Origin of the sequence: Coprococcus sp. HCN-4056 (assembly GCF_037892645.1) — a bacterium.
Taxonomy (GTDB): Bacteria; Bacillota; Clostridia; order Lachnospirales; family Lachnospiraceae; genus Coprococcus; species Coprococcus ammoniilyticus.
This window is the reverse complement of record NZ_JBBKBL010000002.1, coordinates 478964-492159: the sequence shown is the minus strand read 5'-3', so window position 1 is coordinate 492159 and position 13196 is coordinate 478964. Positions and strand designations below refer to the sequence as shown.

The 13196-nt window shown below is 38.5% G+C and carries 17 protein-coding genes; all 17 read left to right on the top strand.

Annotated elements, in window-relative coordinates; genetic code table 11:
* Positions 1-2 precede the first annotated feature (2 nt).
* The 17 genes from WKT03_RS04740 to WKT03_RS04660 all read left to right on the top strand — a co-directional run bounded on the left by WKT03_RS04740 (position 3) and on the right by WKT03_RS04660 (position 13192).
* Positions 3-1373, top strand: coding sequence for a hypothetical protein (locus tag WKT03_RS04740; RefSeq protein WP_340390981.1), 1371 nt, complete (start codon positions 3-5; stop codon positions 1371-1373).
* 21 nt (positions 1374-1394) lie between these two features.
* A complete protein-coding gene (locus WKT03_RS04735; RefSeq protein WP_340390980.1) occupies positions 1395-1727 on the top strand; it encodes a hypothetical protein in 333 nt (110 codons plus the stop codon).
* A complete protein-coding gene (locus tag WKT03_RS04730; RefSeq protein ID WP_340390979.1) occupies positions 1717-1926 on the top strand; it encodes a phage holin in 210 nt (69 codons plus the stop codon). Before WKT03_RS04735 ends, WKT03_RS04730 begins: the two co-directional genes overlap by 11 nt.
* 646 nt (positions 1927-2572) lie before the next feature.
* The gene (locus WKT03_RS04725) at positions 2573-3028 is read left to right on the top strand and encodes a hypothetical protein (RefSeq protein ID WP_340390978.1); all 456 of its coding nucleotides are present in this window, start codon (positions 2573-2575) and stop codon (positions 3026-3028) included.
* An 849-nt stretch (positions 3029-3877) separates the two neighbouring features.
* Positions 3878-4051 carry a TetR/AcrR family transcriptional regulator gene (locus tag WKT03_RS04720; RefSeq protein WP_262529231.1) on the top strand — a complete coding sequence of 58 codons (174 nt, stop codon included), beginning with the start codon at positions 3878-3880 and terminating at the stop codon, positions 4049-4051.
* Entirely contained in the window at positions 4048-4323 is a 276-nt protein-coding gene (locus WKT03_RS04715) for a hypothetical protein (RefSeq protein ID WP_243000371.1), read from the top strand. Before WKT03_RS04720 ends, WKT03_RS04715 begins: the two co-directional genes overlap by 4 nt.
* Before the next feature lie 84 nt (positions 4324-4407).
* Positions 4408-5013 (top strand): TetR/AcrR family transcriptional regulator, encoded by a 606-nt coding sequence (locus tag WKT03_RS04710; RefSeq protein ID WP_340390977.1) that lies wholly within the window; start codon positions 4408-4410, stop codon positions 5011-5013.
* Positions 5014-5022: 9 nt separating this feature from the next.
* Positions 5023-5592 carry a CatB-related O-acetyltransferase gene (locus tag WKT03_RS04705; protein ID WP_340391066.1) on the top strand — a complete coding sequence of 190 codons (570 nt, stop codon included), beginning with the start codon at positions 5023-5025 and terminating at the stop codon, positions 5590-5592.
* A 65-nt stretch (positions 5593-5657) separates the two neighbouring features.
* Positions 5658-7007, top strand: coding sequence for an MATE family efflux transporter (locus WKT03_RS04700; protein WP_021943221.1), 1350 nt, complete (start codon positions 5658-5660; stop codon positions 7005-7007).
* 163 nt (positions 7008-7170) lie between these two features.
* Positions 7171-7491, top strand: coding sequence for a hypothetical protein (locus tag WKT03_RS04695; protein ID WP_262529234.1), 321 nt, complete (start codon positions 7171-7173; stop codon positions 7489-7491).
* Between the two features lie 107 nt (positions 7492-7598).
* The gene (gene hisC, locus WKT03_RS04690; protein ID WP_340390976.1) at positions 7599-8657 is read left to right on the top strand and encodes a histidinol-phosphate transaminase; all 1059 of its coding nucleotides are present in this window, start codon (positions 7599-7601) and stop codon (positions 8655-8657) included.
* A gap of 306 nt (positions 8658-8963) precedes the next feature.
* Positions 8964-9875 carry a DUF5688 family protein gene (locus WKT03_RS04685; protein ID WP_262529237.1) on the top strand — a complete coding sequence of 304 codons (912 nt, stop codon included), beginning with the start codon at positions 8964-8966 and terminating at the stop codon, positions 9873-9875.
* A gap of 184 nt (positions 9876-10059) precedes the next feature.
* Positions 10060-10647 (top strand): TetR/AcrR family transcriptional regulator, encoded by a 588-nt coding sequence (locus WKT03_RS04680; protein ID WP_021943224.1) that lies wholly within the window; start codon positions 10060-10062, stop codon positions 10645-10647.
* Between the two features lie 18 nt (positions 10648-10665).
* Complete coding sequence (locus WKT03_RS04675; RefSeq protein WP_021943225.1) at positions 10666-11058, top strand: response regulator; 393 nt, start codon at positions 10666-10668, stop codon at positions 11056-11058.
* Positions 11059-11069: 11 nt separating this feature from the next.
* Positions 11070-12386, top strand: a complete 1317-nt coding sequence (locus tag WKT03_RS04670; RefSeq protein WP_262529238.1) for a replication-associated recombination protein A — start codon at positions 11070-11072, stop codon at positions 12384-12386.
* The gene (locus WKT03_RS04665; protein WP_262529239.1) at positions 12386-12634 is read left to right on the top strand and encodes a hypothetical protein; all 249 of its coding nucleotides are present in this window, start codon (positions 12386-12388) and stop codon (positions 12632-12634) included. The genes WKT03_RS04670 and WKT03_RS04665 overlap by 1 nt, the downstream gene beginning before the upstream one ends.
* Positions 12635-12688: 54 nt before the next feature.
* On the top strand, positions 12689-13192 hold the full coding sequence (locus tag WKT03_RS04660; protein WP_021943228.1) for an SEC-C metal-binding domain-containing protein: 504 nt from the start codon (positions 12689-12691) through the stop codon (positions 13190-13192).
* The last annotated feature ends 4 nt before the right edge of the window (positions 13193-13196 follow it).

Below are 13196 nucleotides of genomic sequence, written 5' to 3'. Positions count from 1 at the left end.
ATATGGCTAAAGCGAAAGACGAGATCACCATATCAAAGATCATAGATATTGAGAAGACTGTTCGATATTATTTATTGCAGTCATCGACCGAATCATCCCCAAGTAAGCCGACTACTAATCCGCCTGGAGATAGTTGGTCTACAACGGAACCAAACTATACAAGCGGATCTACCAGTACCTTATATTTTGTGGATTTGACTGTCATGAGTGATGATTCGTTCTCATATTCGGCAGTATCGAAATCCAGCAGTTACGAAGCAGCAAAAGCGGCTTACAATAAAGCCACAAATGTCGAAAAAACCGTAACGACATTTCAGCAGACAACAGAGGGCTGGCAGATGAACTGGGACAAGATTCTGAATGGAAAAGATGCGAATATCAGTAAACATACAGACTATATCACTTTTAAGGACGGCAACATTAAGCTTGGCGATTCCGCATCCGCTAAAACACTTGAGGTAAGTAACGAGAACGTGAATGTGAAAAGTGGAGAAGATGTTGTAGCCAGTTTTGGGGAAGAAGTTGAAATTGGGCCAAAAAAGAATATAAAAATCACGAAAGATGGTGCAGAATTTTTTGATTCAAGTAACGGTGGTAGCATTTGCAAGATTTATTGTGGAAACGTTCAGAGCGTGGATGATGATGGAACAGTTATAACAAAATATTCGCCGTATTTTACATTCGGGTATCGACGATCAGATGAAATTCACAAAATCGGTGAATTATCGGTATCAGAAGGTTTTTATACAACGGCATCCGGTAAATATTCTCACGCAGAAGGAGCTTTAACTACGGCATCTGGATATGCTGCACATGCCGAAGGATATAACGCAAGACAATCTATGCTCGGAGCATCCGGTGATTATTCTCATTCAGAAGGTGCTAATACAATGGCATCTGGATATGCTGCACATGCCGAAGGATATTTATCTACCGCATCCGGCAAAGCTTCTCACTCCGGTGGCTATTGCACAATCGCCTCAAAAGACTATCAAACCGCAATCGGTAAATACAGTGCCGAGCGTGATGATGCGTTATTTGTAGTAGGAAACGGCACAGAGGATACCGATAGATCAAATGCTATGGTAGTCACAGAAAAAGGAGACGTACAGGCAAATAGTTTCAACGGTCACACTATGCAAAAAGGTACGATAACATGTTCCGCCAAAGCAAATACCCCAACAGCGACACATGTCGATTTTCCGAAAGAAATGGCAAGTGCTCCTATAGTACTCCTTAATCCACTTACAGCTGTTCCCGGAACGATATTCAAAGGTTGTTCAGCAACCAATATCGCTACAACGGGCTTTGATTTGTATGTAACAAGAACCGACAATGGAAACACAAGTGTGAAGTGGATTGCAATTATATAATAAGGAAGGAATACAATCAAAATGACGCAGATAATTGTAACTATTCTTTGTTCGGTATTAGCTTCATCAGGGTTATGGGCGTTTATTACGAATAAAGTAAGCCGGAACAATGCCGAAAAAGAATTGCTTCTTGGATTGGCACACGATCGTATTATGTTTTTAGGAACAGGTTATATTGATCGAGATCCAGCATATATTACACAAGATGAATACGAAAATCTCAAAGTGTATTTATATGAGCCATATTCAAAAATGGGTGGCAACGGATCAGCGAAACGTATTATGGAAGAGGTTGAGAAGTTACCAATTCATTCAGAGAATTTTAGTAAAGGAGATGAAAAACATGCAGCTTAATGATAAAGTATACAACGTATTAAAGTGGATTGCATTATGCGTTCTTCCTGCGATCGGCACATTCTACTTTGCGATTTCTCAGATTTGGGGACTCCCTTACGGCGAGGAGATCGTAGGTACAATTACGGCAATCGATACTCTGGTTGGTGCACTCATTGGAATCAGCACAAGTCAGTATAATAAACTCAATAAAGAGTAGTTGAAAGTGCCTGAGTGTAGGATATTTCTTCATTATTCCTACATTTTGGGCTGAAAAGTGGCTTATTTCCTATGTTTCTTGTTTCCGTAGAGGAAGCTGCAAAGGCTGGTAAGTTCTAGACCGAAAGCAACTTAATGAAAGCGAGCGTGAGCGAAGCTTGAATTTAGTTGAGTGGATGTCCGAAGCTAAATAAAGAATAATTATCCCCGGAAGGTTACTTCCGGGGATTTTGCTACTATTGTATTTGTTCGCCATATTTATGGAATGAAGTAGGGATTTGGACATTTCTACATTATAAAAAGGCTATATTATTTTTCTTATTTTAGTTTGTAACCATTCTGGCTTGCGTTTTGTGTAGATAGCTTCCGTTACGTCTTTAATCTGATGTCCTGCCATATATTTGACAGCGTATTTGTCTACATTATAACGCTTAGCCTAGCAACTATTAAAAAGTGTGTTGATGATTATTGTGTCACTCTTAAAGAGATAAATGCTAAGAATACTTTGAATACTGTATATGGAGTAAGCGGTATTAATGGCTTTTCAGTAATTCTTTGTAGTGACGTGTCAGATTTGGTTGACAGCCCGGATGTAGACAGACTATAATCAATTTATATTTTATACATATTGAAGAAGGTAGAAGGATATGAGAAAGGCTTTATTGATTATGGGTTTGGCAGTCGCTGTGTTTGCTGTTGGATGCTCTGATAATAGCAGTAATAACGGTGGAAGTGGTGACAGTTCTGGTAAGACCGGGACAACTCTTGTAGAGGAAGCAGAAGTAGATGAGTACGGATGGGAAGAAGTAGTTCCAAAGTATGATGATATTTTTGTTAGTGGGGAATGTCAGGTACTGACAAATAATGAAATGCAGTATTATATTAGCATTAGCGGGTGTACTGAAGATGAATTTAATAAATATGTTGAATTCGTTAAATCCAGTGGATATAATAAAGAAATCTTTAAGATACAGAATGATAATGGCGACATAGCTTGCAAATATGAATCCACAAAATATAGTGTTGATATGGGATATGGATACAATGACACATATGATCGATATGATACTTGGATTGCCTTTGAACACCTTAAAAACGACTAAAAATCTCTGCCCACTTTTATAAAAATTTTTGGCCAGTTACCCACTTTTTGTGGGTTCTGGTCATTTTTTATGCAAATTTTTGGAATGGATTTTGGAGAATTTTGGTCAAATGGCCAAAAAAAGTGGGTTTCTGCCCACTTTTGAAAATGTTTTTGGCCAGCGAAAAACCTAGGTTTTATGCGGGTTTGCGGGGTGTTGTGGCCAAAAACCCACTTTTTTCTCTTATTAATTGTGAAAAAAATATATATTTTTATAATGAATAGAGAAAATTTTTGGGCTTTTGGCTAGATGGTGAAAATGATGGTAGTTAAGGCCTCTCAGTCAAGATCTGAATCCGAGCAATTAATGCTGCCTGGGTTTGTAAGATCAACATTGGATTTTAGCCTCTTTTTGACATCTTTTGCTTTTTTCTTATTGTTTTTTGCTTTGATAAATTTGGCGTATTTATCTTTAGCAAAAGATTGGATGTCGGACCGATTAACGATAACATAGCAAACGGTTCTTACTCCCAACACTCCTAATCTGCATCCATTCGAAAAATTACTTTTTTGATTTTTTGAAGGTTGTTTTGTGGTCGAATAAAAATCATCAATAGATTATGATCAGATAGATTGTATTATGGATGTTTCTGTTAGTAAGTAAATTTATTTATGATAGGCATAGCCGAATGGTATATTATGCAAACAAATATACCGTTCGGCTATAGTTTATTTGTTTTGTGTAAAAGCCGATATGAGAACATTTCAGGTTTTGCTTAAATGTTAAAAAATGAAGCCTTGGCAAATAAACGAACGTTTACTAAAATAAAAGTGTAAACGGTCGTTTATTTTTTGCCCAGAGGTTATTAGTATGAGTAATAGGAAAGAAGAAATATTAATTGCGGCACTTAATCTTTTCGCCAGGGATGGTTACGAGGCTGCCTCAGTCAGCCAGATAGCAGGAGAACTTGGTATGACAAAAGGAGATTATACCATCATTATAAGAGCAAAAAAGATATTTTTAACTGTATTGTGGAGCGGATGAAGCAACAGGATAGTGAGCAGGCATCAGATCATGATATGCCGGAGGATGATAAAGAGAGAATGCCTGAAAAGTATGAGACGGTGTCATTGGATGATTTTGTAAAATATAATATCATGAAGGAGAATATTGATTTTTATGGTAAGAGTGGTTTCAGACAGGCAAGCGAGTATGGTATCCGTTATCACGGATTGCCGGAGGGCTATCTGGTTGACGAGCAGGAAGTGGAAGAGTTTGATAGGCAGTTAACGATGTTCTTTTCTATTTTTAAATAATAACTGTTGACAAGTAACCGATAGGTAACTATAATAAAGTGGCCAAAAGGTAACCGATTGATGAGGCTGATTTAGGAGACAAGTGTGGAGATTAAAGAAAAGAATACAAAGGACAAAATACTGGAAGAAGCTTTAAAATTATTTGCACAGAGCGGATATATGGGAACATCCATGAATGATATTGCTTCAAAGCTTGGAGTAACCAAGGCTGCATTGTATAAGCATTATAAAAGCAAGCAGGAGATATTGGACAGTATTATTGACAAAATGAATGAACTGGATATGGAGAGAGTAAAGCGGTATGAAATGCCGGAGGGCGATCTGGAAAAGGTTGTGGCCGAGTATAAAGAAACAGCATTTGATAAAATTAAGCAGTTTACAAAGGTGCAGTTTCTTCACTGGACAGAGGAAGAGTTTTCATCCTGTTTCCGTAAGATGCTGACATTGGAACAGTACAGGGAGCCGCAGATGGCACAGTTATATCAGAATTATCTTGCAGGTGGACCATTAACTTATATAGAAGCTTTGTTCTCGGATATGCTGGGGGATACAAGAAAAGCCAGACAGACAGCACTTGATTTTTATGGACCTATTTTTTTGCTTTACAGCATATATGATGGAGTAGATGACAAGAGTCGGGTGATAAGGCTTCTGGAAGATCACATGGATCATTTTCTACAGGAAATGTAGAAAAATGTTATAAATACCCCTGATATAGAGGTAGGGGATTATACAATATACAACGATTTTGTACATGATCCGATTGATTTTGAAAAAAATAATGTTTTGTATCATTATCCTGTTAATAAGGATAAGCTAAAAATTGGAAAATTCTGTTCTATTGCATGTGGGGCAAAATTTTTATTTACCAGTGCAAATCACGCAATGAAATCGTTATCTACGTATCCGTTTCCTGTTTTCTTTGAAGAATGGGGATTGGATGCAAAGAATATATGCGATGCATGGGATAATAAGGGTGATATTGTAATTGGAAATGATGTGTGGATTGGATATGAAGCAGTTATTTTGTCTGGTGTAACAATCGGTGATGGCGCAATTATAGGCGCTCGTGCAGTGGTAACAAAAGATGTGCCTTCATATACGGTAGTTGGAGGAGTACCGGCAAAGCCAATTCGTAAACGATTTGATGAAGGAACGATTCAGAAACTTGAAGAAATCAGATGGTGGGACTGGGAAGAAGAACGAATTAAAAAGAATATTCAGGCAATACAGTCTGGCGATATAAGTATGTTAGAGCGTATGAATTAGAAATAATAACATGACTTTAATAAAGGATATATACCATTTTAATTACAAAAGAGGTGAATGTAGACATGAGTACATTTGAACATGATCTTACAAAAGGAAATATCTGGAAGCAGCTTGTATGGTTTGCTGTGCCGTTTTTTATCAGTAATTTGATCCAGTCCTTATACAGCCTGATCGATCTGATCATATTAGGACATTTTGGCGGAACAAATTCCATATCGGCAGCTAATATCGGAGGACAGGTGCTTGTGATCCTGACAAATCTTGCTGCGGGACTGTCAGGCGGAGGAACTGTGATGCTTGGAAATTATCTAGGATCAAAACGTAAGGATAAGATCAATGGAGCGATCAGTACATTATTCATAACATTGACAGTTATGGCAGCAGCATTTATGGTACTGTTATTTATATTAAAACAGCCGTTACTTCGATTACTTGATACACCTGAAGAGGCATTTTCACAGGCAGAACAGTATTTGTTTATTTGCACTTTGGGCCTATTATTTATTTATGGTTATAATGCATTAAGTGCAATTATGCGTGGACTTGGTGACAGTCGGACACCGATGATCTTTGTTATGATTGCATGTGTGATCAACATTATTTTGGATCTGGTGCTGGTTGCCGGATTTCATTTAGGAGCCGGTGGTGCTGCTGTTGCAACTGTATTTGCACAGGGCTGTTCGATGTTATTTTGTATAATATATTTAAAACATCATGATTTTATGTTTGATTTCAAACCATCTTCTTTTCATTTTATAAAAGAGGGATTCCACACTCTGCTTCGTACCGGATTGCCGCTTAGTATTCAAATGGTTGGTACAAATTTTTCGTTTTTGATCTTGACTACATTCATTAACAGGGCGGGTGGTGTAGCAGCATCGGCTGCAGCAGGAATAGTAAATAACTTTAATGGATTTGCAATTCTTCCGGAAGCAGCGATCAGCTCGGCTGCATCAGCCATGATCGCACAGAATATGGGCAAGAAAGATGTGAAACGATCATCAAAGACTATGCACTGTTGTCTGGTTCTCTGTATTGGTGTGTCTTTGGTCGTGTTTACGTTGATGCACATATTCCCGGAGCAGATATTTCATCTGTTTGGCGTAAAAGAAGATGTCCTAGTCTATGGTATGCCGTATATCTTTGCTTTTTCGTTTGAATATGTGGGACTTCCATTTATCATGTCATTTAATACGGTTTCAACTGCAACTGGAAATGGATGGATTACGCTGGTTACAAATATGATATCTGCATTTATCGTTCGTATTCCGTTAGCATATGTTCTGGCGTTCCTTTGTGAACTTGGTGTAAGAGGAATTGCGATATCTATACCGATCGCGACAGCCGTTGGAGCTATAATATCATTTTTATTTTACAAAGCCGGAATTTGGAAAAAACACATTCTGTTATAAAAGGATTTATATGCCATATCTGAAAAATTGAGTATAATGTTTCTATCCGGGCAGTACAGATATAGAATGTACCTATCCCCGGCATAGAACGAAGGTTGTAGTATGTCAGTTTGAATATGGAGCGGAAAATGGCATTTTCAGAAAATACAAAAACAGAATCCGGGTGTTTTTTGACTATAGTAAATGTTATGACCGGCTTTATTATCTGAAACGGTTAAATAAAAATGCAATCCTGATCGCAGCATTTTACAGCAGGGAACTCAGTGATGTCCTTACCGCATCTGACGATATGAGTGAGTTGCAGTCTTATCTGGTAGATGAAGACTATAATATTCTTTATTCGGATAATGAAAAAAGCATTGGAAAAAATGCAGTTGATGTAATTGCAGATGTCACAATGGGGTATGATAATTACCAGTTGATCGGAGATGAAAATTTGATCGTGCAGGGAAAATGTGAGAATAACTGGAGAGTCCTTTTATAAATAAGTGTCAGATGATTCTTATCTTGTATCTCATCCTGCAAAATGATAGAATAGACAACTGAAAACGATAACCTGCTGATTAGCAGAGATAACATGGAGGATAAATCATGGCATCATGGAGAGATAATATTCGTCAGGTTGAACCATATGTACCTGGTGAGCAGCCAAAGAATACAAATGTGATCAAATTAAATACAAATGAGAATCCGTATGGACCGTCTCCAAGAGTAAAAGCGGTTCAGGATAATGAGGATCTGTTACGGTTATATCCGGATCCGACAGCAGGCGCACTGGTGGATGCACTGGCGGAGTATCATGGTGTGGATGCATCACAGGTATTTGTAGGTGTAGGTTCCGATGATGTACTTGCAATGTCATTTCTGACCTTCTTTAATTCGGATAAACCGATTCTGTTCCCGGATATCACATATTCTTTTTATGATGTATGGGCAGAACTGTTCCGGATTCCATATAAGCAGATGCCACTTGATGAGAACTTCCGTCTGAAGATAGATGATTATAAGGGCGAAAACGGTGGAATCGTATTCCCGAATCCAAACGCACCGACAGGTATCTACGAATCGTTGGATCATGTAGAGGAGATCATAAAGAACAATCCGGACGTGATCGTGATCGTAGATGAGGCATATATTGATTTTGGAGGAGAAACAGCACTTCCTCTGATCGACAAATACGACAATCTTGTGGTAGTCAGAACCTTTTCAAAATCACGTTCCATGGCGGGACTTCGAATCGGTTATGCGATCAGCAACCCTGAATTGATCAAAGCCTTAAATGATGTGAAATACTCCTATAATTCATATACGATGAACCGCCCGTCTCTTGTGCTCGGTGTAGAATCCATTCATGATGATGCATATTTCAGGGAGAAGGTTGGACAGATCATTGCAACCAGAGAAAGATTTGTGAAAGAGATCGCAGAGCTTGGATTTACCTGTCTGCCATCAACTGCAAACTTTGTATTTGCAACACATGAGAGTATTCCTGCAAAGGAGATCTTTGCTGCGGCAAAAGAGAATAATATCTATGTGCGTTATTTTGATAAGCCAAGGATTGACAATTATCTGAGAATCTCGATCGGAACGGATGCAGAGATGGACGTATTTGTTAGTTTTTTGTCAAAATATGTAAAAGAATATAAATAGGGATGGCTGGTTTTGCCTGTGAGCAGGCGGATAAAAGCATTGTTATCCATCGATAAAAAAATATAAGAGCGGATGTGTTTTTTGCAGATTTTGATAAGAAAGATGCGAAATACACATCCGTTTTTGTTTGTTCGGAAGAAAAACTGTTACAGAAACGCACAAGCTGTTACAAATAAACACACGCAAAATGTTGACGACACATAGGAAATTCTTTATCATGATGGAAGAAATATTTCAGCAATAGAATCCGGATTTTATCATTTTTTCGAAATGTTTCAGACAAAGAAGCTGCGAAGGAGAGATAAAATGAAATTTAATGAATTTACAGAAACAGTCAGAGATGGGCTGGCAGTTTTATTTGAACCGGACAATATGGAGGTTGCGGTTACCAGAGTTGTAAAAAATAACGGGTTGATTCTTACAGGAATCAATATAAGGGACAGAAATTCCATGATAACACCAACGATATATATTGACGATTTTTATAGAGAGGATATTCAAAAGGAGGAGATACATACTGTTGTTTTGAGGATAAAGGATATCTTTACGGAACGATGTACCAAAGTATCATCCGACAATGAAATTCAGAACTATATGGATTTTAACTGGGTGAAGAACCGGCTGATCTATACGGTTGTGAATCAAAGTATGAATGAAGAATATCTGGAGCATGTTCCGTATATTCCGTTTCATGATCTTGCGATCATATTTCGATGTGTCTTTCATAAAGGTGAGAATGGGATGGCATCATCAACGGTATCAGAGGATGATCTGAAACGATGGCATACAGATACGAAGACACTTTACCAACTGGCAGAAAGGAATACTCCAAGATATTTTCCTCCAGTGATCGACCGGATCACAGCATATCTAAAGGCGAGAAACTGTCTTCCTGCATTTGTGGAAGATGAGTTTTCGGGCGAGTGCGGAGAACTGTATGTAATATCAAATGAAATGGGATTAAACGGAGCCGGAGCTATGTTGTACAGGGGAATCCTTGATATGTGTACGGAGCTTGCCGGGGACAGTATCTATATTATGCCGTCCAGTATTCATGAGTGTATGTTTGTGGAGGCTGGAAAAGTGTCGGAGCCAAAGATGCTGGCAGATATTGTGAAAGAAGCAAATGACAGTGTGCTTCACCGACAGGATATCCTTTCTTATAATCTTTATTATTACGACCGGAAAAAGCATATGCTGACGACTGTAACTGTATAAAAACAGGTGTTTCATCAGAAACACAGGCATAAAAGCACCTTGAAAACAGAAGAAAAAAGAGAAGTTTACAACTGTGTTCTGCGTATATTAATTTGAAGCTTTTTTGATTGACAAACGAAAGAGCATGACATAGAATTATATAGTATATATTGGGTGTAAGTTTATGTGTTGAGAGGAGAACGGTGTGGCTGAGAATTACGTTTCAAGAAGGGATAAGATCGTTGCATCGGCAGTTGAACTAATCGGCGATCTGGGATTGAATGCTCTGACAACCAAGAATCTGGCTCGTAAGGAAAATATATCCGAAACTTTGATCTATAAATACTTCGGGGGTATTGATGAAGTATTGACGGAAGTGGTCGTACAGTATGCGGCATTTGATAAGAATATCCAGATGACCGTGGATCATCAGGCCGGATCAAATATGGATAAGTTACGTTTTTATGCAGATACATATGCAACCTATTATGATAATTATATTGGTATGGGTGCGATTATGCTGCATTATGAGGAATTATTGCATCTGAGTGAGACACGAGAGGTTATTTCTGAATGTATTTTGAAGAGAAATGAATTTGTCTGTAAGCTGTTTGAAGACGCTATAGCAGACAGAGAGATTCGGGAGGTATTTACCCCACGGGAATTGACATTGATGTTTAATGGTATATTTACAGAGGGTCTTTTAGAGCGAAGAACCAAATATTCCAAGAAAACATTTCGTGTTGAAGTAAAAGAGATGCTGAACCAGATTGAAAAGATGCTTAGATTTTAAAGTAGGAGGAAGTTTGTCATGAGAATATTAATTGCTGAGGACGATGTTGCAAATGCAAAGTTTTTATCAAAATATTTAAGTAAATTTGGAGAAGTTGTAATTACACCAGATGGAATTGCAGCTGTTGATGAATTTGTAAATCATTTGGAAAAGGGCGAAAATTTTGAACTTGTCTGTCTGGATATCATGATGCCGAAGATCGATGGATATAAGGTACTTGCATCGATTCGAAATGCAGAGAGAAAGCATGGCGTATCCAGAATGTTACGGTCAAAGGTTATTATGACAAGTGCACTGGATGAAACCAGCTTTGACAGCAATCAGGCCAGTGATGATTATGATGATTACATCTGCAAACCGATTGATATTATGAAATTCAACGAGATCCTTAAGAAGCTTGATGTTATTTAGGATGAATAAGAATGGATTTATTTGATTATATGAGAGAAAACCAGAAGGATGATGATTCTCCTCTGGCAAAACGAATGCGACCTGAGAGCTTGGATGAGGTGATCGGGCAGGAGCATATTATCGGAAAAGAGAAATTACTCTATCGTGCGATAAAGGCGGATAAGCTTAGCTCACTGATTTTTTACGGACCGCCGGGAACCGGAAAAACGACGCTTGCCATGGTGATCGCACATACGACAAAGGCGGATTTCAAGCAGATCAATGCAACAACCTCCGGTAAGAAGGATATGGAGCAGATCATAGAAGAAGCGAAGAATATGAAGGCAATGTATGGAAAACGAACCATACTTTTTATTGATGAGATCCATCGCTTTAATAAATCACAGCAGGATTATCTGCTTCCATTTGTGGAGGATGGAACGATCATCCTGATCGGAGCAACGACAGAGAATCCTTACTTTGAAGTGAATGGGGCTTTAATTTCAAGATCTAATATTTTTGAATTAAAACCGTTGTCAAAAGAAAATATAAAAGAGATCATATTAAAGGCTGTTTATGACCAGAGGGGCATGGGAGCCTTTAATGCATGTATAGATGATGATGCCGTGGAATTCTTAAGTGATATGTCAGAAGGAGATGCCAGAAGTGCACTAAATGCAGTAGAGCTTGGAGTTCTTTCTTCCGAACCGGAAGCAGATGGGCAGATTCATATTACGCTGTCGGTGGCAGAGGAATGTATTCAGAGAAGAGCATTCCGATATGATAAGGACGGAGACAATCATTATGATATCATTTCTGCATTTATCAAGAGTATGCGTGGTTCCGATCCGGATGCTGCCGTATTTTATCTGGCAAAGATGCTGTGCGGTGGAGAAAGCATTACATTTATAGCAAGACGGATCATGATATGTGCCTGTGAGGATGTTGGAAATGCGGATCCAAATGCAATCTGTGTTGCAACAGCATGTGCGCAGGCGGTAGAGCGGGTCGGTATGCCGGAGGCTCAGATCATACTTGCACATGCGGCGATCTACGTGGCGTGCGCTCCAAAGAGTAATGCGATCGTGAATGCGATCTTTTCTGCAAAAAATGTTGTGGAACATGAGCAGACAGGACAGGTTCCGGTCTATCTGCGGGATGCACATTATGGCGGAGCAAAGAAGCTTGGACATACAGGTTATAAATATGCACACGATTATCCAAATCATTATGTAAAACAGCAGTATCTGCCTGATGAGATCGCAGACAGACAGTTTTATGAACCGACGGATAATGGATATGAGCAGAACATAAAACAATATTTTAAGAAGATAAAGGAAGAACTTTAATGGAGAAAATGAAGCGGATAGCAGCCTTTCTTATGGTCCTTGTGATTCTTGGACTGGTTGTCTGGGTATTTATCTTGGGAATAACAGGCAGTGAATATTTTTCAGCGGCATTATTTCTGTGCATTCTGGTTCCGGTATTATTTTATGGAATCAGTCTGATCACAAAGCTGCTTACAGCAAAAGGAAAAGAACTGGCAGATCAGGCTGTGTCGTCAGATGAAACAGAAAAGAATAATGTTGAAAAATAAGGGATTATCTGATATACTCTATAAAGTTTTAAAAATTGAAACGAGGTATGTAACATGAGTTTATTATCACAGTGGCGCGATTATGCGTATGGTTTTGATGACAGAACACCAGAAGGAAAGCAGTTCTGGTTTGATTATTTTCAGGCAGAAAAAGGTATTTATGAAATAATTCTTGCAAATCCAAAGGCAGATCCTGTAAAAGGAACAGTAAAGGCACTTGCAGAGAAGTTTGAAGTAAGTATCCAGACCATGATCGGTTTCTTGGATGGAATTGATGACAGCCTGATCACATCGAATAATCTCGACGAGGTTACAGAGGATTCAGAAGTAACACTTGGTATTGATTATGAGAAGCTGTATATGAATATGGTTGGATGCAATGCAGAATGGTTATATACATTACCTGCATGGGACAAGATCCTTACACAGGAAAAGAGAGATGAACTCTATAAGAAAGAGAAGACATCCAGAACACTTGTAAAGCCTCCAAAGGTTGGAAGAAATGATCCATGCCCTTGTGGTAGTGGTAAGAAGTATAAGAAATGCTGCGGTAGATAATCTG